Genomic DNA, 26866 nt, shown 5'->3' with positions numbered 1-26866 from the left:
AGCGAATCGGCGGCGCCGCGACGCGGCGGCGCGGAAGGGAGCACGGTGGCCCTCGATGATGCGGCGGTCCTCGACGGTGCGGCGGTGCGGCGGTGGTGCAGGCTCGCGGCGGAGGCCCTCGGACGGACGAGGGCCGAGATCGACGCGCTCAACGTGTTCCCCGTCCCGGACGGCGACACCGGGACCAACCTGCACCTGACCGTCCTCGCGGCCGCCGACGCCCTCGACGAGCCGCCGGGCGGCGCGGACCCGTGGCGGACCCTGGCGCAGGGGGCGCTGCTCGGCGCCCGCGGCAACTCCGGCGTGATCCTCAGCCAGGTGTTCCGGGGGCTCGCCGACGTCCTCGCCGGACTGGAGGCGCCGCCGGACGGCGTGGTCTTCGCGGCCGCCCTCGACCACGCGTCCGTCCTGGCCCGCGGCGCCGTCGAGCATCCCGTCGAGGGCACGATCCTGAGCGTCCTGGCCGAAGCCGCCACGGCCTGCGCGGCGGCGTCCGGAACCGGGCTCGCCGCGGCCGCGCGGGCCGCCTCCGCGGGCGCCCGGCACGCGCTGCGCCGCACCCCCGGCCAGCTGGACGTGCTGGCCCGCAGCGGTGTCGTGGACGCCGGCGCGGCCGGGCTCTGCGTGGTGCTCGACGCCCTCGTCGCCGTGGTCACCGACGAGTACCCCGAGCGGTACGAGGTCCCGCCCCGCACCGCCGGCACGCCCGCGGCCGCGGGGCGGGTCCCGGCGCCGCAGGGCTTCGGCTACGAGGTGATGTACCTGCTGGACGCGCCCGACGACGCCGTCCACACCCTGCGGGAGCGGCTCGACGGCCTCGGCGACTCCCTCGTCGTGGTCGGCGGCGACGGGCTGTGGAACGTGCACGTCCACGTCGACGACGCCGGGGCGGCCATCGAGGCGGGCATGGCGGCCGGACGCCCGCACCGGATCCGCGTCACCTACCTGGACGCCGCCGAGGACGGACCGCACGCGCCGCACACCGGCCGCGCGGTGATCGCCGTCACCGCCGCCGACGGGCTGGCCGCGCTGTTCGAGGAGAGCGGGGCCCGGGTCGTGCGGCGCGAGCCCGGCGCCGTCCCGCCGCTCGCGGTGCTCGCCGAGGCCATCCTCGCCGCCGGCGACGAGGTGGCCGTGCTGCCGAACGAACCGGAGGTCCTCGCCCTCGCCGAGGCCGCCGCGGAGCGCGCGCGGGACGGCGGGGCGCGCATCGCGGTGGTCCCGACGAAGGCGTCCGTCCAGGGGATGGCGGCGCTCGCCGTGCACGACCCGCTGCGCCGCTTCGCCGAGGACGTGATCGAGATGACCCGCGCCGCCGGCGCCACCCGCTTCGGCCATCTGGAGGTCGCCGCGCAGGAGGCGGTGACGAGCGCCGGCCTCTGCCGGCCGGGCGACGTCCTCGGCCTCATCGAGGGCGACGTCGCGACGATCGGCGAGGACCTCGCCGCGGTGGCCCGCGACGTCCTGGACCGGATGCTGGCGGGCGGCGGCGAGCTGGTCACGCTGATCCCCGGGCGGCACGCCCCGCCCGGGCTCGCCGCCGGCCTGGAGGACCATCTGCGCCGGCGGCGCCCCGACGCGGAGGTCGGCGTCTACGACGGCGACCAGGAACGCTACCCCCTGCTCATCGGCGTCGAGTGATTCCCGTCGCCCCCATCGGCTAGAAAAGACCCGTGGCAACTCTCGACGAGCCGTTGCGCAAGGTCCTCGGCGACAAGACGGCCAACGCCCTGAAGAAGGGCCTCGACCTGCACACGGTCGGTGACCTGCTGCACCACTACCCGCGCCGCTACGCCCATCGCGGCGAGCTGACGCAGCTCAGCGGCCTGCAGGACGGCGAGCACGTGACGGTCATGGCCGAGGTGGTGAAGGTGCAGGGGCGCTCCCTCACCCGCAGCCCCGGCTACGTCCTGGAGATCACCGTGACCGACGGGACCGGCGAGCTCAAGCTCAGCTTCTTCGGCCGCAAGGGCTCCTACCGGCCCGAGAAGGAGCTGTCGCCGGGCACCCGCGGCCTGTTCGCCGGGAAGATCAGCACCTACGTCCCCCGCAGCGGCAGGACCGTCCGGCAGCTGACCCACCCGCAGTACAAGGTCGTCCACGAGAAGGGGGCCGAGGAGGCCGCGCAGGAGTGGGCCGACGAGATCATCCCGATCTACCCGTCCACCAAGTCGCTGCCCATCGAGGCGATCAGCACGTCCGTCGAGACCGTCCTGAACCAGCTCGACCTGCCGGACGACCCCATGCCCGGCGCCCTCCTGAGCCGCCGCCGCCTGATCGGCCTGCGCGAGGCGTACGAGGGCATCCACCGCCCCTCCACCTGGGACGAACTGGGCCGCGCCAAGGCCCGCCTCAAATGGGACGAGGCCTTCGTCGTCCAGGTGGCCCTCGCCCAGCGCCGCGTCGCCGCCGCGTCGCTGCCCGCCAAGCCCCGCCCCCCGTCCTTCGCGGGCATCCAGTCGGAGTTCGACGCGCGCCTGCCCTTCGAACTCACCGAGGGCCAGCGCCAGGTGGGCGACGAGATAGCCGCCGACCTGGCCGAACGCCACCCCATGCACCGCCTCCTCCAGGGCGACGTCGGCGCGGGGAAGGCTCAGCCGCTGGATTCCGAGGTGCTGACACCAGGAGGATTCCGGCGGATGGGCGATCTGGCGATGGGAGACGAGGTGACCACGCCCTGCGGCGAGGTCACAGTGGTGAGCGGGATCTTCCCGCAGGGCGAACGTGACGTTTACAGGCTTGTCTTCTCCGACGGCACGTCGGTCGAATGCGACGACGAACACCTCTGGGCCGTCAAGACCGATACGGGCTGGCACAGGGGAAGCCCGCTCCAGGTTCTGACAACGCGGGAACTGCGTCAGGATCTGCTCCGCAAGTCCGGCGGAAGCCAGTGGTACGTGCCCCTGGTCGAGGCCCCCGAGCTGGACTCGCCCGCGGAACGCCCGGTCGACCCCTACCTCTTGGGACTCCTGCTCGGCGACGGCTTCATGAAGGACGGGCGGGTCGAGATCCCGTCCCGTGACCAAGAGATCATCGACGCGGTCGCCGAGCTCGTTCCGGAGGGTTGCAGGCTCCGCCGCGAACCGGACCGGCCGCTCGACTGGTCGATCCCGGGCATGCGTCGCGGGGCCGGGAACCCGTTGATCGCCGCGCTGCGAGATCTCGGCCTGTACGGAAAGGGAGCGCACGACACCTACGTTCCGCGCGCCTATCTGAACGCACCGATCAAGCAACGCCACGCACTGCTGCAAGGCCTGCTGGACACCGACGGGACGCTGCGCGCCGACGGCAGGGACGTCAGCCTGGTGTCCGCGTCGAAGCATCTGGCCGAAGCGACCGCATGGCTGACCCGTTCGCTCGGCGGCTACGCGCGGTGCCGGCGAGTTCGCAAGGGGGGCGAAAACTACTGGATGACCAGCGTTGCGTTGCCGAACGACTACCCGCCCTTCCGACTGTCCCGCAAGGCCGAAAGGCTGCGGCCCCGCTCGGAGTGCGAACGTCGCCGCAAGGGCATCCGCGCCATCGAGTACGTGGGTCGCAAGGTGGTCCAATGCATCTCCGTCGCCCATCCTGAGCGTCTTTATGTGTCGGACGGCTGGACCCCCACCCACAACACGGTGGTCGCGGTGCGGGCGATGTTGCAGGTGGTGGATGGGGGAGGGCAGGCGGCGCTGCTGGCGCCGACCGAGGTGCTGGCGCAGCAGCACCACCGGTCGATCACCGCGATGCTCGGCGACCTGGCGCAGGCGGGGCGGATCGGCGGCGCCGAGCACGCCACCCGGGTGGCACTGCTGACCGGGTCGCAGGGGGCGAAGGCGCGCAAGGAGGCGCTGCTGGATGCGGCGTCCGGCGCGGCCGGGATCGTCGTCGGCACCCACGCGCTGCTGCAGGAGACCGTCCAGTTCGCCGACCTCGGCCTCGTCGTGGTGGACGAGCAGCACAGGTTCGGCGTCGAGCAGCGGGACGCCCTGCGCGAGAAGGTCGACGGCGGCCGCCCGCACGTGCTGGTCATGACGGCGACGCCGATCCCGCGCACGGTGGCGATGACCGTCTTCGGCGACCTGGAGACCTCGGTGCTCGGGCAGCTCCCGGCGGGACGGTCGCAGATCCAGACGCACGTCGTGCCGCCCGAGAAGCCCGCGTTCCTCGCCCGCACCTGGGAGCGGATCAAGGAGGAGGCGGCCAACGGCCGGCAGGTCTACATCGTCTGCCCCCGCATCGGCGGGCAGGAGGGCGACGAGGGCGACGCCGTCGTGGCCGAGGAGGGCGACCGCCGCTCCCCGCTCGGGATCATGGAGGTGCTGCCGAAGCTGGAGGAGCTGCTCGACGGGCTGCGCATCGGCGTCCTGCACGGCAAGCTGCACCCGGACGAGAAGGAGGCGGTGATGCGCCGCTTCACCGCTCGGGAGCTGGACGTCCTGCTCGCCACCACGGTCATCGAGGTCGGCGTGGACGTGCCCAACGCCACCGTCATGGTGATCATGGACGCGGACCGGTTCGGCGTCTCCCAGCTCCACCAGCTGCGCGGGCGCGTCGGGCGCGGCTCCCTGCACGGCCTCTGCCTGCTCGTCACCGACGCCGCGGCGGGCGGCAAGGCCCGCGAGCGGCTGGACGCGGTCGCCTCCACCACCGACGGGTTCAAGCTGTCCCGGCTCGACCTGGAGCAGCGCCGCGAGGGCGACGTGCTCGGCGCCGCGCAGGCCGGGCGCTCCTCCAGCCTGCGGCTGCTCACGCTCCAGCGGGACGAGGACGTGATCCGCGACGCCCGCGAGGAGGCCACCGCGCTCGTCGGGTCCGATCCCGACCTGGCGGACCATCCCGGCCTGGCCACCGTCCTGGCGTCGCTGCTGGACGAGGAGCGCGCGGACTTCCTGGAGAAGACATAACAGATATTGCCGACCTATTTGGTTGACAATAGGGCGCGGGCGGGACACGATGAACGCGTGAACCCGAGTCGTGCCCTGATCGCCCGCCTGCACGTCGACCTCCGGCGCCAGGCGAGCGCCCTGTGTTCCCGTCGCTGATCCCGACCCCTCGGCGGGCCCGTGCCCGCCTCCGGATCCGACGGCCGACCAGGAGGCCACGCCCATGACTCGCCCCATCCGGCTCGACCAGGCGGAGGAGTACCTCCGCGCCGCCGACCCCGCGACACGCGTCGACGCCCTCACGATGCTCACCCGGGCCGCCCGCGCGGGAGAGGCGCCGCGCGGCACCGGCGACACCTTCGCCTGGGCGCTCGCCGACGACCACGAGGACGTCCGCCGCGTCGCCGCCGACGCACTGCGCGACCTGCCCGAACTCTACTTCGGCGACGACGGCGTGGACGCCCTGCTCCTCGCCGCCGCCGGCGGCCGCGACACCGCCGTCCGCGACACCGCCGCCGACCTGATCGGCATCCTCGCCGACGGCGCCGGCGAGCTCTACGCCCAAGGCTTCGAGGACGACGAACCGCAGGTCCGCATCCAGGCCGTCCTCGGTCTGGTGGCGTTGCGCGAGACCGCCCGCGTCGCCGAGGCCGCCGACGACCCGTCCCGCGAGGTCCGCGTCGCCGTCGCCGAGGGACTCGGCCGCCTCGCCCGCCCCACCGGCCTGCCCGCGCTCGAACACCTCCTCACCGACCACGACCCGGTCGTCCGCATCGCCGCCCTCACCGCCGCCGCCGAACTCGGCGTCCCCGAACCCCTCGAAGGACGCGTCGTCACCGCCATCGCCCACGCGGACTGGCAGGTCCGCCGCCACGCCGTCCGCGCCCTGGCCAAGGCCCGCCCCGATGTCGCCGTCCAGCCACTGCTCAAGGCCCTGCACGACCGCACGGTCGACGTCCGCCGGGCCGCCGTCCAAGCCCTCGAACAGTGGGCCACCGACATCCCGGAGGTAGTGACGGCCCTGACCGAATCCCTCGCCGACCCCGACCCAGGCGTCCGAACCCAAGCCCGCTGGAGTTTGGCTTAATCGCCTTTTCGCGGGGGTTGACGTGGCCGGTACTTCGGTCCGGAGTTGAGACCGGTCGCGAGCGGGTCGTCAGCGTGGCACGGCGCTGGCGACCCGCTGTACTTATTGCCTTTTTCTCCTCCTTCGGGCCTGGCGGCCCTCCATCGTCGACAAAGGCGGCGATCGCTGGCATCGCTTCGGCTCGCCTTGCGGCTCGCTGCGCGATCAGATTCTTGCTTCGCTTGAATCTGCCTTCGGACGCGATCGCGGCTTGTGGGGTCGTCGCGGGGCTGCTGTGGTGCTGAGGTTCGTGCACTGCTGGGCTGGTGGGGTTGTTGGTCGTGTTTGTTGGAGGCGGCAGGGGCGTGAAGGGCTGGGCTGGGGGAGCAGTGCGGTGGGTGCGGCTTGGCGGCCCGATACTGGGACGGTGAGTCGGGTCATTGCAGGGGTTGCGGGAGGGCGGCGGTTGGCTGTTCCCTCGGGGCGGGATACCAGGCCGACCAGCGATCGTGCGCGGGAGGGGCTCTTCTCCACCGTTCAGGCGCTGCTCGGTCCGCTGGACGGGCTGCGCGTCGTCGACCTGTACGCGGGCTCGGGGGCCGTTGGTCTCGAAGCCCTTTCGCGGGGCGCCGTCCACGCGCTCCTGGTCGAGTCGCACCCGCGCGCGATGAAGGTGATCCGGCAGAACGCCGGGTCGCTCGGGCTGCCCGGTGCCGTCCCCTGCGCGGACAAGGTGGAGCGGCTCGTCCGCAAGGCGCCGGACGAGCCCTACGACCTGATCTTCGCCGACCCGCCGTACGCGCTGGCGGACGCGTCCGTCACCGCGCTGCTGGAGGATCTGCGCGACAACGGGTGGGCGTCCCCGGACGCGCTGGTCGTCGTGGAACGCGCCGCCCGCGGCCCGGCGCTGGAGTGGCCGGGCGGCTACGAGGCCGAGCGGGAGCGACGCTACGGCGAAGCGGTGTTCTGGTACGGCCGCGCCGCCGGCCGTTGACTTCACGGCGGTGCGGGTAGGGGCCTGCCCATGAAGCCCGGGATCGACCGCGCGGTGGGACGCACCTGGGTGATCACCCTGCTCCTGATCCTCGCGCTTCTGGTGAACGTCACCTACGTGCAGGGCTTCCAGGCGCAGGGGCTGCGGGACGACCCGCTCAACGCCCGCCAGTTCGAGGACCGCTTCAAGATCGACCGGGGGCCCATCGTCGCGGGCGGCGAACGGCTCGCCTGGTCCGAGCAGGTCGGCGGCGACCGCTTCCAGCGCCGCTACAAGGACGGCGCCGCCTTCGCGCCGGTCACCGGCTACTTCTCGGTGTTCTCCCAGACCGGCCTGGAGGAGGCCGAGAACCACTTCCTGGACGGGACCGACGACCGTCTCGCCACCTCGAACCTCGTCGACAAGCTGATCGGCAAGCACGTCCCCGGCGGCACGGTGGTGTCGACCGTCGACCCCGACGCGCAGCGCGCCGCCTACGAGGCGCTGTTGTCGAGCGGTGCGGGCCGGGGCGCCGCGGTCGCCCTCGACGCGCGCACCGGCGCGATCCTGGTGATGGCCTCCACGCCTTCCTACGACCCGGACGAGGTGTCGACGCTCGACCGCAGGGCCGCCACGGAGGCGTTCGACCGGCTCGGCGACCAGCCGCGCAAGCCGCTGCTCAACAAGGCCGCCTACGAGTTGTTCCCGCCCGGCTCCACGTTCAAGACCGTGGTCGCCGCGGCGGCGCTGAGATCCGGAACGGGCGAGGACACGGGGGTGAAGGCCGGACGCAGCTACAGGCCGCCGGGCGCGGGGCAGGCGATCAACAATGACGCGGGCGACATCGGCGGCTCCTGCGACCTCCCGCGGATCCCCCTCATCGAGGCGTACGCGCAGTCCTGCAACACGACGTTCGCCTACATGGGCGCCGAGAAACCCGGCAACGGCGCCGTCAGCGCGCAGGCGGGCAGGTTCGGGTTCGGCGACCGGATCGAGTTCGCGGACGGCCTGAAGAGCGCTTCCAGCTCCTTCCCGGCGACCGGCCAGCCGTCGCTCAGCGCGCTCGGCTCCATCGGGCAGGGCAGCACGGTCGCCACGCCGCTGCAGATGGCCATGGTCGCCGCCGCGGTCCTCAACGACGGGGAGGTCATGCGGCCCCGGCTGGTGGACCGGCTGCGCGCCCCGGACGGCTCGACGGTCGACGAGATCTCGTCGCAGCGGATGTCCCGCGCGCTGACCGGGGACCAGGCGAAGCAGATGCGGGACATGATGGAGGCCGTGGTCGAGCGGGGCACCGGCAAGTCCCTGCGGGGGACGTCCATCCTCGGCGGCAAGACCGGGACCGCCGACGTCGAGGGCGCCTCCTACAACGACCGCTGGTTCATCGGGTTCGGCCCGCGCAGCGATCCGCGGTACGCGGTCGCGGTGATGACCGAGGCGTCCGGGTACGGCATCGAGTCCGGCCCCGTCGCCGCCAGGATCATCGACGCGCTGGGCGGCTGAGGGCGGCCCGGCAAGCCCGGTGGAAACCCGGCCGAATGCGATTTGGTACGTTCACGCCGCAGGTCAGAAACCGGGACCGAAGGGGTTCGCGCCGTGCGCCGTGTCGTCTGTCCGGGATCGTTCGACCCCGTCACCAACGGGCATCTCGACATCATCAGCCGCGCCTCCCGCCTCTACGACGAGGTGGTCGTCGCCGTGCTGATCAACAAGAGCAAGAAGAGCCTGTTCACCGTGGACGAGCGCGCCGACATGATCTCCGAGGTCACCCGGGAGTACGGCAACGTCACGGTCGACACCTTCTACGGGCTCACCGTCGACTACTGCAAGGAGCAGGACATCCCGGTGATCGTCCGGGGCCTGCGGGCCGTCAGCGACTACGAGTACGAGCTGCAGATGGCCCAGATGAACCACCGGATCGCCGGCGTGGAGACGCTGTTCATGGCGACCAACCCCGAGTACGCGTTCCTGTCGTCCAGCCTGATGAAGGAGGTCGTCAGGTTCGGCGGGGACGTCTCCGGCCTCGTGCCCGACAGCGTCCACGACCGGCTGGTGCAGCGGCTCCAGAAGGGCGGCTGACGGTACCGAGCCGGGCCCGCTCCTGGCGGACGGGCCGCGAGTTGGGTCAGCGGCCGGTGTTCGGTACCCTGGGACATCGGCCATCAACGGCGGCCGCCGTTCCACCATGCCTCACGAAAGCAGGAATCCGCTGACACGCAACGACCCCAAGGCCCCGTTCAAGCTCGACACCCGAGCTCTGAGCAGGCAACCCGGGTCGTCGCGGGAGGAGCACCTGTCCGTGCCGGCACCGGAGAACTTCGGCGTCGAGATGGTGGGCGTCCCCGAAGGCGCCGCGATCGAGCTGGACCTCCGGCTCGAAGCGGTCCTGGAGGGGGTGCTCGTCACCGGCACGGCGACGGTCCCCCTCGAGGGGGAGTGCTCCCGCTGCCTCGACCCGATCGCCTCGACCTTCGAGGCGGATTTCCAGGAGCTGTACGTCTACGACGACACCCGCTCGGGCGGGAACGCCGCCGACGACGAGCTCCGCCTCGAGGGCGACCTGATCGACCTCGAACCGGTCCTGCGGGACGCGGTGGTGCTCGCACTGCCGCTGTCCCCGCTGTGCCGGGACGACTGCCCGGGCCTGTGCCCGGAATGCGGTGCGCGGCTCGCGGACGTCGAGCCGGGCCACCGTCACGACGTCGCCGACCCCCGGTGGGCGGCGCTGCGGGACCTTGCCGGCGACATGCCGCCGGCAGCCCCCGACCGGGGGAACGGGCGCTCCGGCGCCCGTGATTCATCGGATCGAGAAGGAAAGCAGGAGGGCTGACGTGGCCGTCCCGAAGCGGAAGAAGTCGCGCAGCAACACGCGGCACCGGCGTGCGCAGTGGAAGACCGCCGCGCCGAACCTGGTCGAGTGCCCGACGTGCCGCGACCAGAAGCTGCCCCACACCGCGTGCGCGACGTGCGGAACCTACGACCGGCGGCAGGTCATCGCCCCGTCGGCCTGAGTCTTCTCGCATCCTGGGGGGCGGAACCGCGCATGCGGCCCGCCCCTCACGGTGCGGAAGGACACGCACCCCGACCACCCGGCGCGTGACGTCGGCGTGGTGACCGGCGCGGAGAATGCGCCCGGAGCCGTGGTGCACGCCGGGATCAGACCGACCGGCGCGCACCTCGTCTTCGCGGACCCTCCCGCCGAGCGTCCTCGCCGTCCCGGCCCATCGGCCGCGCGCCGACAGAGGCGACCGCGTGCTGCGCGGTGCACGGCCTGCGAGGAGGGCCTGTGAGCGCTAAGAAGAGCGAACCCGCGCCGGAGCGCGCGGAACTGACCGGCGCGCTCGGCGTCCTCGTGGACGCCGAGCTGCTCGAACGTGCCCTGACACACCGTTCCTACGCGTACGAGAACGGCGGCCTGCCCACCAACGAGCGCCTGGAGTTCCTCGGCGACTCGGTGCTGGGCCTCGTCGTCACCGACACCCTGTTCCGCGGCCACCCCGACCTGCCCGAAGGGCAGCTCGCCAAGTTGCGCGCCGCCGTGGTCAACATGCGCGCCCTCGCCGGCGTCGCCCGCGGCCTCGGCGTCGGCGCCCACATCCGGCTCGGCCGCGGCGAGGAGGGCACCGGGGGCCGCGACAAGTCCTCGATCCTCGCCGACACGCTGGAGGCGCTGATCGGCGCCGTCTACCTCGACCGGGGCCTCGGCGAGGCGGCCGCCCTGGTGCACCGGCTCTTCGACGCGCTGATCAAGCGGTCGGCGGGCCTCGGCGCCGGCCTGGACTGGAAGACCTCGCTGCAGGAGCTCACCGCCGTCGAGGAGCTCGGCGTCCCCGAGTACCACGTCGCCGAGAGCGGCCCCGACCACCAGAAGACGTTCCGCGCCTCCGTGCGGGTCGGCGGTCAGACCTACGGGTCCGGCGAGGGCCGCAGCAAGAAGGAGGCCGAGCAACACGCCGCCGAGGCCGCCTGGAACGCCATCCGCGAGATCGTCGTCCAGCGGGAGGCGGCCCAGGACGATGCGGCGCCGGGCAGGGCGGCGGCGCCGGAAACGGCATCGGCACCGGAAACGGCAGGGGTTCAGGGCGAGCAGGCCGCCGAGGCCTCGGACACGGCCAGGGAGGCCGGGCAGGCGGCACAGGCCGGTGCCTGAGCTCCCCGAGGTCGAGGTCGTCCGGCGCGGCCTGGAACGCTGGACGACCGGCCGCACGGTCGCGTCCGCCGAGGTTCTGCACCCGCGCTCGGTGCGCCGGCACGCCGAGGGCCCCGCCGACTTCACCGGGCGGCTCGCCAAGCGCACCATGCTGGCGCCCCGCCGCCGGGGCAAGTACCTGTGGATCCCGCTCCGGGACGAGCAGGACGAAGCCCCCGGTGAGGCGGTGCTCGCGCACCTCGGCATGAGCGGGCAGCTGCTCGTCGGCGAGCCCGACCGGGAACGCGAGAAGCATCTGCGGGTCCGCGTCGAGTTCGACGACGGCGGCCTCGACCTGCGCTTCGTCGACCAGCGGACGTTCGGGCACCTCATGGTCGCCGACCTCGTCCCCGACGCCTTCGACGGGCGGGCGCTCGTCCCCGGGCCGATCGCGCACATCGCCGCCGACCCGCTGGAGGACGCCTTCGACGCGGAGGCCTTCTACCGCGCCCTGCGCCGCCGCAAGACCGGGATCAAACGGGCCCTCCTCGACCAGTCGCTCATCAGCGGGGTCGGCAACATCTACGCCGACGAGGCCCTGTGGCGGGCCAAGCTGCACTGGGCGCGGCCGACCGAGACGATGAGCCGGGCGGACGCCGCGCGCGTCCTGGAGGCCGCACGCGAGGTCATGGCGGCGGCCCTGGCGGTCGGCGGCACGTCCTTCGACAGCCTCTATGTGAACGTCGACGGCGAGAGCGGCTACTTCGAGCGGTCCCTGGACGCCTACGGACGGCGGGACGAGCCCTGCCGCCGCTGCGGTTCCCCGATCCGCCGCGACGAGTTCATGAACCGCTCGTCCTACAGCTGCCCGGTGTGCCAGCCGCGCCCCAGGCGGGCACGGTACTAGCGGTACCGAGGGGGAGCGATGAACGAGGACGACGAGATCGTGCGGCTCACGGCCTGGGTGCGCGGACGCGTCCAGGGCGTCGGGTTCCGCTGGTGGGTCAGGTCCCGGGCGCTCGAACTGGGCCTCGCCGGCAGCGCCACGAACCTCGGCGACGGCCGCGTCGAGGTCGTGGCCGAGGGCCCGCGCGCCGGCTGCCGCCGGCTCCTGGAGATGCTGGACGGCGATGCCCCCGGCGGCGTTCCCGGACGTCCCGGCGCTGTGACCGGCGTCGTCGACCGCTGGGGCGCGCCGCGCGGAGAGCCCTCCGGGTTCCGGGAACGCTGACCGCGTAGGGAGTACCGGTTTGTACCTGCTAAACTAGTAGAGGAAGGTTGTTACCGGCCTGTGATGTGCGTCTTGACCAGGACAGCGACCGGTGCGACTCTAGATGGTACGCGCACCTACTTCAGCAGTTTCCCGTGCGCGATCCCTGCTGGTTACTCAGCGTGGAGGACCCTTAGTCATGGCGAAGGCTCTACTCGGCCACGTCGGCGGTCCCGACCCCCGGATGGTCGCGGAGATGCGGCGCCTGCAGCAGCGCGTACGTGACCTGGAGGCCGAACTCGTACGGCTCCAGGCGGAGAACGACGCGCTTGCGACGGCGACGGACGACGAAGTGATGTCGCTTCCGATGAAGGAGCGCGAACCCGCGCTCACTTGATTTTCTCTCCACCCGCTGTGTCTATTGCAGTGCCCTCCTCCTTCGGGCCCGGGGGGCCCTCCATCGTCGGGCACTGCGGGCGATCGCTGGCATCGCTCCGGCTCGCCTTGCGGCTCGCTGCGCGATCAGATTCTTGCTTCGCTCGAATCTGCCTTCGGACGCGATCGCGACCCCTCAGGTCGTCGCGTGGTTGCTGCGGTGCCTGAGGTCGTGAGTATTCCTTGCAGTGCCCTCCATTGGGCCTTGCCGGCTCTCCATCGTCGGGCACTGCGGGCGATCGCCGGCATCGCTCCGGCTCGCCTTGCGGCTCGCTGCGCGATCAGATTCTTGCTTCGCTCGAATCTGCCTTCGGACGCGATCGCGACCCCTCAGGTCGTCGCGTGGTTGCTGCGGTGCCTGAGGTCGTGAGTATTCCTTGCAGTGCCCTCCATTGGGCCTTGCCGGCTCTCCATCGTTGGGCACTGCGGGCGATCGCTGGCATCGCTTCGGCTCGCCTTGCGGCTCGCTGCGCGATCAGGTTCTCGCAAGCTCGAATCTGCCTTCGGACGCGATCGCGACCCTTCGGATCGTCGCGTGGTTGCTGTGGTGGCTCGCGCCGTCGCAGTCGTTGGTTGGGTTCGGTGGGCACTGGTCGCCTTGGCGACTCGTGGACGTCGTCCCAGCCGTTGAGGTCGTCGCGAGGGGTGGGGGTCGTTGCAGCGACCCCTCTGTTCGGCACCTGAACGCAAAATCTTCGGCATCGAGGGTGAACGCGATGGGATCGCCCATCGCGCACGGCGCCCCCTGCCTGGCCACGGTGAGGGCCCGTACCCGCTCGCCAACACCACCGAACCTCGCTCGCCCCCCGAGCGCAGCCATGCCGACTCTCGGCAACCCCCTTTTGCGACCGCCTCAGCCCCCGCAGCAACCCCGCGACGACCTGGGGTCCGCGATCGCGTCCGAAGGCAGATTCGAGCGAAGCAAGAATCTGATCGCGCAGCGAGCCGCCAGGCGAGCCGGAGCGATGCCAGCGATCGCCAGCAGTACCCGACGATGGAGGGCCCCCCGGGCCCGAAGGAGGAGGGCACTGCAATAGACACAGCCCGAAGGAGGAGAGAAAAGCAATGAACACAAGTATCGTGCTTCGGATGCTCCGGGTGTGGATGTCGTAGGAGGGGGACGGCTGGCGCGTGTATCTGAAGAATCTGACGCTGCGCGGCTTCAAGTCCTTCGCGTCCTCCACCACGCTCAGGTTCGAGCCGGGGATCACCGCCGTGGTCGGGCCCAACGGGTCCGGTAAGTCCAATGTCGTGGACGCGCTGGCCTGGGTGATGGGGGAGCAGGGCGCCAAGTCGCTGCGCGGCGGCAAGATGGAGGACGTCATCTTCGCCGGGACGGCCAACCGGGCGCCGCTGGGGCGCGCCGAGGTCGTGCTGACGATCGACAACTCCGACGGCGCGCTGCCGATCGACTACACCGAGGTCACCATCAGCCGGCTGATGTTCCGGTCGGGGTCGAGCGAGTACGCGATCAATGGTGACTCGTGCCGGCTGCTGGACATCCAGGAGCTGCTGTCGGACTCCGGCATCGGCCGCGAGATGCACGTGATCATCGGGCAGGGGCAGCTCGACCGCGTCCTGCACTCGGGGCCGGAGGGGCGGCGCGCGGTGATCGAGGAGGCGGCCGGCGTCCTCAAGCACCGCAAGCGCAAGGAGAAGGCCCTCCGCAAGCTGGACGCGATGCAGGGCAACCTCACGCGCGTGCAGGACCTGACCGGCGAGCTGCGGCGGCAGTTGAAGCCCCTCGGCCGGCAGGCGGAGATCGCGCGCCGGGCCGCGGTGATCCAGGCCGACCTGCGGGACGCCCGGCTGCGGCTGCTCGCAGACGACCTGGTCACGCTGCGGACGAGGCTGGAGCAGGAGGCCGCCGACGAGGCCGCGATCCGGGAGCGGCGCACCGAGACCGAGCGGGCGCTGGCCGGGGCGCAGGAGCGCGAGGCCGTCCTGGAGGCGGAGGAGGCGGAGCAGGCGCCGAGGCTCGCGCAGGTCCAGGACACCTGGTTCCAGCTGTCGGCGCTGAAGGAGCGGCTGCGCGGCGTCGCCGACCTCGCCGCCGAGCGGCACCGCAACGCCGCCGAGGCGCGCGAGGAGGAGCGGCGCGGACGCGACCCCGAGGACATGGAGCGCGAGGCCGCCGAGATCCGCGAGCAGGAGGAGATGCTCCGCGAGGCGCTGGACGGGGCCCGGGACGGGCTCTCCCGCGCCGTGGACGAGCGGTCGGCCGGCGAGGAGGCCCTCGCCGCCGAGGAGCGGCGGCTCCAGTCCGCCGCCCGCGCCGCCGCCGACCGCCGGGAGGAGCTGGCCCGGCTGCGCGGCCGGGTCGAGGCGCTGCGCAGCAAGGCGCAGGCCGGGCGGTCGGAGATCGGGCGGCTCGCGGACGCGCGGGAGGAGGCCGAGCAGCGCGCCGAAACCGCGCAGGCCGAGTTCGAGGCGTTCGAGGCCGAGGTCGTCGAGGATCCCGCGCTCGCCGCCGAGCACGAGGCCGCGCAAGAGGCGCTCGCTGCGGCCAAGGACGCCGCCGAGGCCGCCCGCGCCGCCGTGGACGGCCCGCGCGGCGCGCTGAAGGAGGCCCGGTCGGCCGCGGGCGCGGCCCGCACCGCCGACCAGACGGCGCACAAGCAGGTCGCGGCCCTCCAGGCGCGGATCGAGGCCCTGAACCTGACGCTCGCCAGCGCCGCCGACGGCGGGGAGGCGCTGCTGTCGGCGGGCTCCGACGGGTCGCTCGGCGGGGTGCTGGGCACGGTCGCCTCGCTGCTGAACGTCCGGCCCGGGTACGAGACGGCCATCGCCGCCGCGCTCGGCGGTGCCGCCGAGGCCGTCGCGGTCGGCTCCCTCGACACCGCCGAGGCCGCCCTCGCGCTGCTGCGCTCCCGCGACGCCGGACGCGCCGGGCTGGTCATCGGCGGCGGGCCGCCGGCGCGGGCCGAGCGGGTCGCCGGGGCCGACTACGCCATCGACGCGGTCAGCGTCCCGGACGCCGTGCGGCCCGCGTTCGAGCATCTGCTGCGGGACGTGGTCGTGGTCGAGGACGTCACCGCCGCGGCCGCGCTCGTGCGCGGGGAGGCGTCGCTGCGGGCCGTCACGCGGGACGGGGAGCTCGTCGGAGCGCACTGGGCGCAGGGCGGCGCCGCGGGCGGGGGGCAGAGCCTCCTGCAGATGCGCGCGACGCTCGACCAGGCCACCGAGGACCTCGCCGCGGCCGAGACCGCCGCTGCCGCCGCCGCCGACGGGCTCACCGAGGCGGTGGAGCGCGAGCACGCGGCCCAGGCCGCCGTAGAGGCGGCCGAAGCCGCCGCCGGTGACGCCCGGGCGGGGACCGACCGCGCGCAGGCCGAACTCGACCGCGTCCGCGCGCGGCTGCGGGAGTACGACGCGCAGGCGGCGCAGGAGGCCAAGCGCGCCGCCCGCCTGGAGGCCGACGTCCGGGCCGCGAGGGGCGAGACCGAGCGGCTGACCAAGGCCCTGGACGCGGCCGGGGAGTCCCTCGAACGCGACACCGAGGCGGCCGAGGAGCTGGCGGTGCGGCTCGCCGAGGCCGAGGAGGCCGCCGAGGTGGCCGCCGAGGCCGGGCACGACACCGAGTCGCGCGACGAGCTGAACGCCCGCTGCCAGGAGCTGCGCACCGTGGAGATGGAGGCGCGGCTCGCGGTCCGCACCGCCGAGGAGCGCGTCCAGGCCATCGCCGGACGCGCCGACGCCCTCGAACGCGGCGCCCGCCGCGAGCGCGAGGAGCGCGCCCGCGCCGCCCAGCACCGCGCCCGCCGTGAGGAGCAGGCCCGGGTCGCCAAGGCCGTCCTGCGGGGCGCCCGTGCGGCCCTGGTGCGCATCGAGCACTCCCTCGCCGCCGCGGTGCGCCGCCGCGAGGCCGCCGAGCAGGCCAAGGCGGCGCGCGAGGCCGAGCTGAAGGTCGTCCGGGGGCAGGTCCGCGAGCTGTCCTCGACCCTCGAACGCCTCGTCAACGTCGTCCACGGCAACGAGGTCGCCCGCGCCGAGCAGCGGCTGCGGCTGGAGCAGTACGAGCAGCGGGCCCTGGAGGAGTTCGGCCTGGAGGTCGAGTCGCTGGTGTCGGAGTACGGGCCCGACCAGCCCGTCCCGGCCGACCCGGACAAGGGCGAGGACGCGCCGCCCGCCCCGTACGAGCGGTCCGTCCAGGAGAAGCGCGCCAAGACCGCCGAGCGGCAGCTCAACCAGCTCGGCAAGGTCAACCCGCTGGCGCTGGAGGAGTTCGCCGCCCTGGAGGAGCGGCACGCGTTCCTCACCTCCCAGCTGGAGGACCTGAAGAAGACCCAGCGCGAACTGCTCGGCCTCGTCAAGGAGGTCGACGACCGCGTCCAGCAGGTGTTCGCCGCCGCCTACGACGACACGGCCCGCGAGTTCGAACGGATCTTCGCTCGGCTGTTCCCCGGCGGCGAGGGCAGCCTCTCGCTGACCGAGCCGGGCGACATGCTCGCGACGGGCGTCGAGGTCTCGGCCCGCCCGCCCGGAAAGAAGGTCAAGCGGCTGTCGCTGCTGTCGGGCGGCGAGCGGTCCCTCGTGGCCATCGCGTTCCTCGTCGCCGTGTTCAAGGCCCGCCCGTCCCCTTTCTACGTGCTGGACGAGGTCGAGGCCGCGCTCGACGACACCAACACCCAGCGGCTCATCACGGTCTTCGAGGAGCTGCGCGAGTCGTCCCAGCTGATCGTCATCACGCACCAGAAGCGCACCATGGAGGGCGCCGACGCCCTCTACGGCGTCAGCATGCGCGGCGACGGCGTCACCCAGGTCATCAGCCAGCGCCTGCGCGACCTCGACTGACCCGCCGCGCGGTCACGGCTCGGCGGCGGGCGTGAAGAGGTAGCCGCGCACCCCGGACCGGCCGCACGCGGCGTGGATCGCCTCCAGGCCGCCGGTCTCCCGGATGTCGACCCCCACGCACATGCCGTCGTCGCGCGTCGCCTGCGGAACGATGCGGAAGAGCTGCCCGCCCTTCACCGGCCCGCCCGCCGGCGTCAGCCCGAAGCGCTGCAGCGGATCGTCCCCGCACTCCCTCATGTGCAGCGGGGAGCGCTCGGCGCGGGTGTCGAGCGTCGCGCACCACAGCTTGCCCTCCGCCGTCCACGCCTTCAGCTGGAACGTCCCGGCGCTGTCGGGGACGGAGGCGAGCCGGATCCGCTGGAGCGTGTCCTCCGCCACGCACTTGTCCTGCGCCACCTGCGGGTTCAGCCGGTCGTCCGGCAGGATCGACAGGCAGTCGCCGGATCGCTCGCCGTCGCTCACCGGCATGACCGTGTACCACCCGGGCGGGGGCGGCGCCCCCTTGCCGGACGTCTCCGGCGAGGCCTGCGGCCGGTGCGGCTCGCCGCCGCCGCCGAACACCCCTGCCAGGGTCGAGACGACCACGCCGATCGTGATGATGGCGGGTGCCGCCACCAGCAGCGACACCGGGCGGCGGCCGCTGTGCCCGTGCGGGGACTTCCTGCGGTGGCGCGGACCCGGCGGCGGCACCGCGTGCCGCCCGGAGGCGCCGTTCTCGGGAGCCGGGGCAGGAGTCGGGGGCGGGGCTGGGGCCGGGGTCGGCGCCGGGGATGTCGCCGGGCCCAGGTTGAGCGCCGGCCGTCCGGCGACGCGCCGGTCACCCTCCACGACGGCGGGGCCGCACAGGCGGTCGTAGGCCCGCAGCCACCGCTCGCGCTCCTCCGGGACGAGGCCGCATGTGGTCACGAAGGAGGTCACCAGTCCCCGGCTCGGCAGCATGGTCCCGCTGAGGAGCGCGTCGATTCCGGAAGGGGCGACCACTCCGTCCGCCCGCATCCGCTCCTCGAGCTCGGAAAGGGGCAGGCCGGACCATTGCTGCAGGCGGCGCATCAGGCCGAGCAGATCGGCCGGGCCGCACGCCTCCTCCGGCTGCGGGACCGCTCTCGGAGCCGACACCGGTGTCCTCCCGCGAACGGGAACGCTTGTTCTCGTGGGCATCGTAGCGATCTCCTCGTCCGGAATGACTAATGTTCGCTATGCGGTCTTTGACAAGATCCATGGCGTCATGAGTTCGCCGCTCGTCAACTGGAGGGGCCCCTGCGATGCCGCGCTCCGGTGCACCGGTTCCGTCTGCTGTGCGGCGTTCCGTCGAGACCAGGGTCGGTACCACGTTCGTTCTGCTGGTACAGCTGCGCGTCCTCGTCATCGGGGTGACCGTGCTGGTGGACGGGCAGGTGCGCGGCGACCCCTGGGCGCTCTGCGTGCTCGTCCTCGCGGCCGTGTTCTCCGGCGTGGTGCTGGCGGGCTGGGAGAGGGTCGTGCTGCGGCTGTTCGAGCAGCCCGCACTGCTGGCCTTCGACGTGCTCATCGGTTACGCGGTGCTGCAGGTGGGCGGGATCTTCGGCCCCTACTTCCTCGTGACGGTGGTGACCGCCGGTCTCGCCGGGCTGCTGTACCGGTGGCCGGTCACCGCGCTGCTGTGCGCGCAGCAATCCGTCCTGTACTACGCGGCGCTCTACCGCAACGCGCCCTCCGACGACGGCGGCGGCATCACCATGCCGCTGCTCGTCATGCTGCCGGTCTTCTACGGAGTGGCGGCGCTCGTCGGCACGGTGCTGCGCCGCCTGTTCGACGAGCACGCCGCCGCCGAGGAGACGCGCTGGCGGATGGAGGCGCAGGCGATGGCCGCCGAGGAGCGCAGCCGGCTGGCCCGCGAGATGCACGACTCGCTGACCGCGACGCTGTCGGGCATCGCCCTGTCGGCGAACGGCCTGCCCGGCTGGGTCCGCAAGTCCCCCGACCGCGCCGAGAAGGAGGCGCGGCGCATCGCCACCGCGGCCCAGGCCGCAACCCGCGAGGCGCGCTCGCTCATCACCGAGCTGCGCGACGACTCCGCCGGCGTCCCGCTGGGCGACGCCGTGCGGGAGCTGGCGGGGGAGTGGGAGGGCCGCACCGGCGTCCCGGTCCGGGTGGACGCGGAGGCGGGCGCGGACCTCCCCGCGCCGGCGCGGCGCGAGATGGTCACGATCGTCCGGGAGGCGCTGGAGAACGTGCGGCGGCACGCGGACGCGTCCCGCGTCGACATCGTCACGGCGGTCATCGGCGGCGAACTGGAGGTGCGCGTGCGCGACGACGGCAAGGGCATTCCCGGACGGCCGGACGATCCCGGCTGGCTGGACGCGCTCGCCCGCGGCGGCCATTACGGCCTCGTCGGCATGCATGAGCGGGCCAGGAAGGCGGGCGGCCGGCTGGCCGTGCGCTCCGTCCCCGGCGGCGGCACCGAGGTCACCGCGTCGATGCCGGCGGCGGGCCCCGAGTCCGAACCCGCGCGGGCCGCGCTCGGGAGCCGGTGATGGACGAGCCCGTGCGGTACCGCGTCATGGTCGTGGACGACAACGCCTTCATCCGCGCCGGCCTCACCTCCGCGCTGGAGGCCACCGACGACATCGAGGTCGTGGGCGAGGCGGGCGACGGCCGCGAGGCCGAGGAGATGGCCTGGCGGCTCGTGCCCGACGTGGTCCTGCTCGACGTCCGGATGCCGCGCGCCGACGGGGTGGGCGCCGCCGCCGCGCTGAGCCGGATCAGCCGGGTGATCATGCTCACCCAGGTGGAGGAGCCCGAGGTGATCCTGTCGGCCGTGCGCAACGGCGCCGTCGGCTACCTCGTGCACAACACCTTCACGGTGGACGAGCTCGCCGCGGCGATCCGGGACACCGTCCGGCACCGGGCCCACCCCCTCTCGCACGCGGCCAGCGCCGCGCTCATCGACGCCGCGCGGGCGGGCCGGCCCGCGGCGCCCGCGGCCGATCCGGCCGAGCAGCGTGCGCGGTTCGGCCTTTCCGCCCGCGAGGTCCAGGTCATGGATCTGATCGTGCGCGGTCATGCGAATCACGACATCGCGGCCAAGCTATTTCTCACCGAGAAAACCGTCAAGAACTACATAAACCGCATTTATGCGAAACTCGGCGCGCCGAACCGGGCCACGGCCATCGTGACCTGGCTCGGGATGCCTCCCGGCGGCTGAGCGGGGCCGCCGCGATTGGGGTCCGCGACCCCCGCCCCTAGGGCCCTAGGGCCCTAGGGTCGCCCGCGGGCCGCCGCATAGCGTCCCCGGTGAACGGAACAAATGAAGGACGGCGCCTTTCCGGCCGGGCCTTCGCCTCATTCGTCGCCCGGAGGAGCACCATGCTTTTGCCGACCCGAAACAGAATGGCGTTGCTCACCGGCGGGGCTCTGGCCGCCGGCTGTTCGTTCGCCCTCGCCGCGGCTCCGGACGCGGTACCGGACCCTGCTTCCGCCCGCACCATCGGTTCCCTGGAGAGGTCCGCGCCCGCGATCGCGTACGGGACGTCCGCCACCGCGCACGGGAAGCCGGGCCCGCGGGCGCACGAGGACACCCTGGACTCCGAGCGCGTGAAGAAGGGGAAGAAGCGCGCCACCGCGACCGCGGCGCGGCGGTACGGCTGGGGACGCCCGATCGCCTCCGACGGTTTCCGGACTTTCGACCGCCGCGCCTGGGAGGTCTACACGGGCCCGGGCAACGGCGGCCGCGGCCGCCGCGTCGCCAAGGCGGTGAGCGTCCGGAACGGCGTCCTGCGCATCACCGGAAAGCGCAACGGCGACACCGGGGGCGTCGCCTGGATGAAGGGCGCCCAGTTGCGCGGCCGCTGGGAGGCGCGCGTCCGGGTGAGCAGGGGCTGCGCATGCTACAACGCCAACCTGCTGCTGTGGCCGGTCGGCGGCGGTGGCGGCACCGACCCGCACAACGGCGGCGGGGAGATCGACTGGATGGAGACCTACGGCGACAAGGGCCTGCGCAACGGGACCAACTTCTTCCTGCACTACGGGCCCGAGAAGGACTCCCGGCGACTGGACTCCCACCTGCGCATCGACCTGACGAAGTGGCACGCCTTCGCGGTGGAGTGGAACAGCAAGGGCATGACGGGCTACGTGGACGGGCGCAAATGGTTCCACACGTCCAAGCGGGAGGCGCTGCCCCCCGGGAAGATGGGGCAGGCCATCCAGCTCGACTGGTTCCCGCAGATGGCCAAGCTGACGGCGAAGGGGATCAGCCGGACGCGGGACGTGACCCTCTCCGTCGACTGGATCGCCATGTACCGGCCCTGACCCGCGCGGCGCCCGATGTCATTTCACGATCTGCCAGATCTCCCCGTCGCGGCGCAGGGTGAACTCGCCCTGGAGGGTGCGCTCGGTCATGGCCCCGCTCGTCCAGTGCAGGGCGGAGAAGGGGATGACCGCCTCCTCGTCCGACAGCCGGCCGCCCTTCACGGTCAGGGTCCGGAGGGCCTGCCGCTCCTGCGGCCGGACGAGGTGCGGCGTGTTGCGCACGCCGCTCGGGCAGTCGCCGCGGAGCGCCGGTCCCCGGACGAAGTCGCCGTCCTTCGCCACGTAGCGGCACACCGCCGGGTCACCGGCCGCCTGGCCGCGCAGGAAGGCCTGGAGCGCGGCCCGCGCGCCCTCGACCCCCTCCCGGGCGCCCGGGTCGGAGTCCTCCTGCGCGGTGGCCGAGGGCGACGGGGACGGCGGCCGGAACACCTCGTCGCCGCCGTCCTTGTCGTCACCACCGCAACCCGACGTGAGGAATGCCATCGCGAGCGCCGTGACGGCGAGCGCACCGGCGGCGCGGGAGGTGAACCGAAGAGCCATGGCGTGCCTTCCTCAGGGCGGGGATGTCGGCCCATTGTCCGAACGCCGCCTTTCCGGGTGATCAGGCGGTCTGCCGAAGATTAACGCCTTGACCGGGGAATGACCAGAGGTCACAAGATCACCAGGTCAGGGACGGTGGGCGTTCGTCCGGACGTGCTTCCGCCTCCGCGTCTTCCCCTTTTCATATGGGTGCCTCGGGGCGCCCGGACGGGGAATGCGTGGCCGCGCCGCTTGGGCCGCACCGAACGGATGCGAAGCGGTAAAGCGGCATTATTCCATAAGAGGAACCGGGAAAGGTGTGCCGCAGAGCGTTTCGGTGTTGTGGGCGGCGCACAGGTGTGCACCGGGCCGACCGTCCTTCTCGCTCCGGCGGAGAGACGCGGCGGCTCACCGCTTCGAGGGGCCGGCGAGCCGGGCGGCCCCACCGCTTCCGGTGCGGGCGGTGGAGGCAGGGCGTCCGCCGATGCTCTCCGAGTTGGTCGCGGGACGGTCCGCTCGCGGGCCGGGGCCGCTGGATGCCGCGGGATCAGGGGCACGCGGCACCCGGCGCCCCGGCTCCGGGCGGAGCGGGGCCGTTTCGCGGTCGTCGTGATGCGTGTCACATTACTTTGGAACGTGACATCGCCCAGCGCTCACATTTCGGGCACTGCGGCGGATCCGGTCTCCGCCGTCTTCTCCCGGCCTATAACCGTTTGGTTACTTCACATTCGCGCCGGTGACGCGTAATCGAAGGGATCGGCGTGCACCGACCGTGATGGCGCGGCGACGCTGGCGGACTTGTGTGCCCTGGGGCTATCCACTACCCATATGGACCCTGCGGTTCTCCGGCTCCCTCACCGGTCTCCCCCCGTCCGGTACGGAGAACCGCCGGAGAGGTGTCACCCGTGGATCCGCAGAAACTCAAAGACAATTTCGTTCTGGTGGCCGCGAACGGCCTGGACGTCGCCGAATATTTCTACGCCGACCTTTTCGCGCGGGATCCGCAGCTCAGGCGGATGTTCCCCGCGTCGATGGCCAAGCAGCACGAGGTGCTGCTCGCGGCGCTGTCCCAGATCGTCTCGACCGTGGACGACCCCGACGCGCTCGTCCCCTTCCTCGACGACCTCGGCCGCCGCCACCACGGCTTCGGCGTCGTCGCCGAGCACTACGCGCCCGTCGGGGCCAGCCTGCTCGCCACCCTCGCCCACTTCAGCGGCCCGGAGTGGAACGCCGGCCTCGAACGCGACTGGACGGCCGCCTACGGCGTCGTCGCGAAGGTCATGACGGAGGCCGCGGCGGAGCCCGTCGCCTGACCCCGTGGACGCCCAGCGACTGAAGGCCAGCTTCGCGCAGGTCGCCGAGAAGGGCGACGCGGTCGCCCTGTTCTTCTACTCCGACCTCTTCGTGCGCAACCCCCACCTGCGCGACATGTTCCCCATCGGGATGAGCGGCCAGCGCGACAAGCTGCTGCGCGCCCTCGGGCACATCGTGTCCCGGGTGGACGACCTGTCCGACCTCGTCCCGTTCCTGCAGCAGCTCGGCCGCGACCACCGCCGGTTCGGCATCGTGGCCGAGCACTACCCGCACGTCGGGGCCAGCCTCCTGGCGACCCTGCGGCACTTCTCCGGGACGGCCTGGACCGACGACATCGAGAGCGACTGGAACGCCGCCTACGGCCTCGTCGCCAAGGTCATGCTGGAGGCCGCCGACGAGAACGCCCTCAACAGCCCCGCCTGGTGGAACGGCCAGGTCGTCGCCGTCGAGCGCCGCCGGTTCGACATCAGCGTCCTGCGGATCCAGCCCGACCGGCCCCTGCCGTACGCGCCGGGCCAGTCCGTCGCGCTCGAAGTGCCGTCCCGGCTGCGGCACTGGCGGTACTACTCGATGGCGAACGCGCCGCGTCCCGACCAGACCGTCGACTTCCACGTCCGGTTGGTGGACGGCGGGCCGGTGAGCCCCGTGCTGGTGCGCGGCACCCAGGCCGGTGACCGCGTCCGCATGGGCGCCCCCATCGGCACGCTCACGCTGGACGAGAGCTCACCGCGGGACGTCCTGCTCGTCGCGGGCAGCACCGGCCTGGCCCCGCTCAAGGCGATCCTGGAGCAGATCTCCGGCCGCGCCGTCCCGCCGCGCGTGCACCTGTTCTTCGGCGCCCGCAGCCGCGACGGCCTCTACGACCTGGAGGACCTGGCCAAGCTGGCGGACGGGTTCCCCTGGCTCACCGTCGTCCCGGCCGTGTCGGACGAACCGGGCGGGCACGGGTTCTCCTCGCTGCTCCAGTCGGGGGACGACGGCATCGAGCACGGCAACCTGTCCGACGTGGTCGCCAGGCGCGGCCCCTGGGACGGTCACGACGCCTACGTGTGCGGGCCGTCCGTCATGGTCGGGCACACCGTCGAGCAGCTGACGCGGCTCGGCGTCCCCCGTGACCGCATCCGCCTCGAAACCTTCGCCGACGCACAGAGGTGAGCGCGTTGAACTCCCCGAACCTTCCGGTCGTCTCCGAGGGCTCGCGGCTGACCCCGGGCGAGCTCCACTCGGTGGTGTTCGCCCGGGCCGCCCTCGGGCGCCGCGGCTACGACGAGGAGCAGGTCCGCAACTTCCTGCAGTACGTGGAGCGGGAACTCGTCAAGATCTTCACCGACAAGGCCGCCCTGGCCGACGAGGTGAACCGGCTGCGCGCCCAGGCGTCCTCGGGCGCCCGCGGCGTGATGGCCCCCGAGGACGCCCACTTCCAGGCGGTCCGCATCCTGTCGCAGGCCCAGCAGACCGCCGACCTCTACGTGGCGGACGCCGAGCGCTACACCAGGGAACTGGCGCACGAGGCGAGGCTGCACCGGGAGGCGATCCTGTCCGACGCCAAGGGCCGCGCGGAACAGATGCTGGAGGACGCCCACCGCAAGGCCGCCGCCGTCGCCGAGGCGGCCGTCCGCACGGCCCCGCCGCAGGCCCTGCCCGCGTCCCGCCCCGAGACCCTCCCCGACGGCGAGCGCCTCGCGATGGAGCGCGAGATCGCCTACCTGCGCACCTACAGCGACGTCTACCGGACCCACCTGCGGTCCTACCTGGAGGCCCTGCTCCGCAACGTCGACGAGTGGGAGTCCTCCGAACGGGCATCCCTTCCTGGGGGCAAGGCCTGATCCACCGCCCCGGCGCGGGCGCCGGGGCGTTCGGGCGTCCCGCGCGGTTGCGCGCCCGGCCGGGCTCGCCGCATGATCGGCGGGCCCGGCGCAGCGTGTTCGCGCGGGAGTGCTCGTCTGGAAAACTGGGGGCGTTATGGAATATGTGATCGTCATCGCCGCGCTGGCCGTGATCGCGCTGATCATCGGCGGCGTCACGCTGCTGCGGCCGCGCCGGCCCCGCCCGCCGGTCGAGCGCCCCTCGGAACGCACGGGCGGCGCCACCGCCGCCGACGCGGCCGACGCCGGCGCCCCCACGATCGAGAAGGCGCCGCCCACGGAGGTCGCACCGCCGCGGCCCACCGTCGAGATCGAGCGGCCGCCGCCCGGCGCGGGACGGCTCGTTCGGCTCCGGGCCCGGCTCGCCCGCTCCCAGAACGCCTTCGGCAAGACCCTCCTCGTCCTGCTGTCGCGCGACACGCTCGACGACGACGCCTGGGAGGAGATCGAGGACACCCTGATCACCGCCGACATGGGCACCGCGGTGGCCCGGCAGGTCACCGACGACCTGCGGACCCGCGTCCAGGTCCTCGGCACGCGCAGCCCGGCGGAGGTGCGGGAGCTGCTCAAGGAGGAGCTGCTCAAGCAGATCGGCCCGGACATCGACCGCTCCCTGCACACCGAGGCGCACGGCGACCGGCCCGCCGTCCTCATGGTCGTCGGCGTGAACGGCACCGGCAAGACCACCACGTGCGGCAAGCTCGGCCGCGTCCTCGTCGGCGACGGCAACACGGTGCTGCTGGGCGCCGCCGACACCTTCCGCGCCGCCGCCGCCGACCAGCTGGAGACGTGGGGGACGCGGGTGGGCGCGCAGGTCGTCCGCAAGGACGAGGGCGCCGACCCCGCCAGCGTCGCGTTCGACGCCGTCAAGCAGGGCATCGACACCAAGGTCGACGTGGTGATCGTCGACACGGCGGGCCGGCTGCACACCAAGACCGGGCTGATGGACGAGCTCGGCAAGGTCAAGCGGGTGGTGGAGAAGCAGGCCACGGTCGACGAGGTCCTGCTCGTCCTGGACGCGACGACCGGCCAGAACGGCATGCAGCAGGCCCGGGTCTTCGCCGAGGTCGTCAACGTCACCGGCGTGGTGCTCACCAAGCTGGACGGCACCGCCAAGGGCGGCATCGTCGTCCAGGTGCAGCGCGAGCTCGGCGTCCCGGTGAAGCTGGTGGGCCTCGGGGAGGGGCCGGACGACCTCGCGCCGTTCGAGCCCGATGCGTTCGTGGACGCGATCCTCGGCGACTGAACGGGCCCGCGACCGACCCGAAAACCGCCCGCCAACCGCCCGCAAACCGGCTGAATATGGCATGTGAGGATTCGGAAACAACGGCGAAACACGCCGAAGTCGGGTTTCACATGGCGGAAACGTAGCGGCATACCGGGCGAAACGGCCGCGCCAGAGTCTCTGA

The 26866-nt window shown here is 72.8% G+C and carries 21 protein-coding genes and 3 pseudogenes; 22 read left to right on the top strand and 2 right to left on the bottom strand.

The window, feature by feature from the left end:
• Positions 1–45: 45 nt before the first annotated feature.
• The 15 genes and pseudogenes from CHC11_RS18075 (at position 46) to smc (ending at position 17472) form a co-directional block, all read left to right on the top strand.
• On the top strand, positions 46–1641 hold the full coding sequence (locus CHC11_RS18075; RefSeq protein WP_089312899.1) for a DAK2 domain-containing protein: 1596 nt from the start codon (positions 46–48) through the stop codon (positions 1639–1641).
• A 32-nt stretch (positions 1642–1673) separates the two neighbouring features.
• Positions 1674–3395 (top strand): annotated as a pseudogene (locus tag CHC11_RS42715) (LAGLIDADG family homing endonuclease); the annotation flags it as partial.
• A 135-nt stretch (positions 3396–3530) separates the two neighbouring features.
• Positions 3531–4886: pseudogene (locus CHC11_RS42710) on the top strand (ATP-dependent DNA helicase RecG); the annotation flags it as partial.
• Between the two features lie 57 nt (positions 4887–4943).
• Positions 4944–5024, top strand: coding sequence for a putative leader peptide (locus tag CHC11_RS43890; protein ID WP_143227168.1), 81 nt, complete (start codon positions 4944–4946; stop codon positions 5022–5024).
• Between the two features lie 64 nt (positions 5025–5088).
• Positions 5089–5952: a HEAT repeat domain-containing protein gene (locus tag CHC11_RS43455; RefSeq protein WP_089312897.1), complete on the top strand. Its 864-nt coding sequence runs from the start codon at positions 5089–5091 to the stop codon at positions 5950–5952.
• 406 nt (positions 5953–6358) lie between these two features.
• Positions 6359–6925, top strand: coding sequence for a 16S rRNA (guanine(966)-N(2))-methyltransferase RsmD (gene rsmD / locus CHC11_RS18060; protein WP_089312896.1), 567 nt, complete (start codon positions 6359–6361; stop codon positions 6923–6925).
• Between the two features lie 30 nt (positions 6926–6955).
• Entirely contained in the window at positions 6956–8407 is a 1452-nt protein-coding gene (locus tag CHC11_RS18055) for a penicillin-binding transpeptidase domain-containing protein (RefSeq protein WP_089312895.1), read from the top strand.
• A gap of 93 nt (positions 8408–8500) precedes the next feature.
• Positions 8501–8983, top strand: a complete 483-nt coding sequence (gene coaD, locus CHC11_RS18050; RefSeq protein WP_089312894.1) for a pantetheine-phosphate adenylyltransferase — start codon at positions 8501–8503, stop codon at positions 8981–8983.
• A gap of 106 nt (positions 8984–9089) precedes the next feature.
• On the top strand, positions 9090–9734 hold the full coding sequence (locus CHC11_RS18045; RefSeq protein ID WP_089312893.1) for a YceD family protein: 645 nt from the start codon (positions 9090–9092) through the stop codon (positions 9732–9734).
• A gap of 1 nt (position 9735) precedes the next feature.
• Positions 9736–9915 carry a 50S ribosomal protein L32 gene (gene rpmF / locus CHC11_RS18040; RefSeq protein WP_089312892.1) on the top strand — a complete coding sequence of 60 codons (180 nt, stop codon included), beginning with the start codon at positions 9736–9738 and terminating at the stop codon, positions 9913–9915.
• 275 nt (positions 9916–10190) lie between these two features.
• Positions 10191–11051 (top strand): annotated as a pseudogene (rnc, locus tag CHC11_RS18035) (ribonuclease III); the annotation flags it as partial.
• Complete coding sequence (mutM, locus tag CHC11_RS18030) at positions 11047–11940, top strand: bifunctional DNA-formamidopyrimidine glycosylase/DNA-(apurinic or apyrimidinic site) lyase (RefSeq protein WP_089312891.1); 894 nt, start codon at positions 11047–11049, stop codon at positions 11938–11940. The pseudogene rnc and the gene mutM, both read left to right, overlap by 5 nt.
• An 18-nt stretch (positions 11941–11958) precedes the next feature.
• Complete coding sequence (locus CHC11_RS18025) at positions 11959–12264, top strand: acylphosphatase (RefSeq protein WP_089312890.1); 306 nt, start codon at positions 11959–11961, stop codon at positions 12262–12264.
• A 178-nt stretch (positions 12265–12442) separates the two neighbouring features.
• On the top strand, positions 12443–12640 hold the full coding sequence (locus tag CHC11_RS18020; protein WP_089312889.1) for a hypothetical protein: 198 nt from the start codon (positions 12443–12445) through the stop codon (positions 12638–12640).
• Between the two features lie 1169 nt (positions 12641–13809).
• Positions 13810–17472: a chromosome segregation protein SMC gene (smc, locus tag CHC11_RS18015; protein WP_089312888.1), complete on the top strand. Its 3663-nt coding sequence runs from the start codon at positions 13810–13812 to the stop codon at positions 17470–17472.
• A gap of 12 nt (positions 17473–17484) precedes the next feature.
• Here smc and CHC11_RS18010 read toward each other — a convergent pair whose 3' ends face one another.
• Complete coding sequence (locus tag CHC11_RS18010) at positions 17485–18588, bottom strand: RICIN domain-containing protein (RefSeq protein ID WP_089312887.1); 1104 nt, start codon at positions 18586–18588, stop codon at positions 17485–17487.
• A 179-nt stretch (positions 18589–18767) separates the two neighbouring features.
• On the opposite strand from CHC11_RS18010, the gene CHC11_RS18005 reads away from it, so the two are divergent.
• From CHC11_RS18005 to CHC11_RS17995, 3 genes are all read left to right on the top strand, one after another.
• Complete coding sequence (locus CHC11_RS18005) at positions 18768–19985, top strand: sensor histidine kinase (RefSeq protein WP_089312886.1); 1218 nt, start codon at positions 18768–18770, stop codon at positions 19983–19985.
• A complete protein-coding gene (locus CHC11_RS18000; protein ID WP_089312885.1) occupies positions 19985–20656 on the top strand; it encodes a response regulator transcription factor in 672 nt (223 codons plus the stop codon). Before CHC11_RS18005 ends, CHC11_RS18000 begins: the two co-directional genes overlap by 1 nt.
• A 185-nt stretch (positions 20657–20841) precedes the next feature.
• Positions 20842–21759: a glycoside hydrolase family 16 protein gene (locus tag CHC11_RS17995; protein ID WP_179278882.1), complete on the top strand. Its 918-nt coding sequence runs from the start codon at positions 20842–20844 to the stop codon at positions 21757–21759.
• A gap of 18 nt (positions 21760–21777) precedes the next feature.
• Here the strand turns inward: CHC11_RS17995 and CHC11_RS17990 are convergent, their stop codons facing one another.
• Positions 21778–22299: a hypothetical protein gene (locus CHC11_RS17990; protein ID WP_089312883.1), complete on the bottom strand. Its 522-nt coding sequence runs from the start codon at positions 22297–22299 to the stop codon at positions 21778–21780.
• Between the two features lie 884 nt (positions 22300–23183).
• Between CHC11_RS17990 and CHC11_RS17985 the strand changes: the two genes are divergently transcribed.
• The 4 genes from CHC11_RS17985 (at position 23184) to ftsY (ending at position 26703) form a co-directional block, all read left to right on the top strand.
• Complete coding sequence (locus tag CHC11_RS17985) at positions 23184–23591, top strand: globin domain-containing protein (protein ID WP_179278881.1); 408 nt, start codon at positions 23184–23186, stop codon at positions 23589–23591.
• A gap of 4 nt (positions 23592–23595) precedes the next feature.
• Positions 23596–24747, top strand: coding sequence for a globin domain-containing protein (locus CHC11_RS17980; protein ID WP_089312881.1), 1152 nt, complete (start codon positions 23596–23598; stop codon positions 24745–24747).
• A 5-nt stretch (positions 24748–24752) separates the two neighbouring features.
• Complete coding sequence (locus CHC11_RS17975) at positions 24753–25418, top strand: DivIVA domain-containing protein (protein ID WP_179278880.1); 666 nt, start codon at positions 24753–24755, stop codon at positions 25416–25418.
• 136 nt (positions 25419–25554) lie between these two features.
• Positions 25555–26703 carry a signal recognition particle-docking protein FtsY gene (gene ftsY / locus CHC11_RS17970; protein WP_089312879.1) on the top strand — a complete coding sequence of 383 codons (1149 nt, stop codon included), beginning with the start codon at positions 25555–25557 and terminating at the stop codon, positions 26701–26703.
• Positions 26704–26866 lie beyond the last annotated feature (163 nt).

This window comes from Actinomadura mexicana, from assembly GCF_900188105.1.
Lineage (GTDB): Bacteria > Actinomycetota > Actinomycetes > Streptosporangiales > Streptosporangiaceae > Spirillospora > Spirillospora mexicana.
The sequence above is the reverse complement of the archived record's forward strand: the minus strand, read 5'-3'. Positions and strand labels throughout refer to the sequence as shown.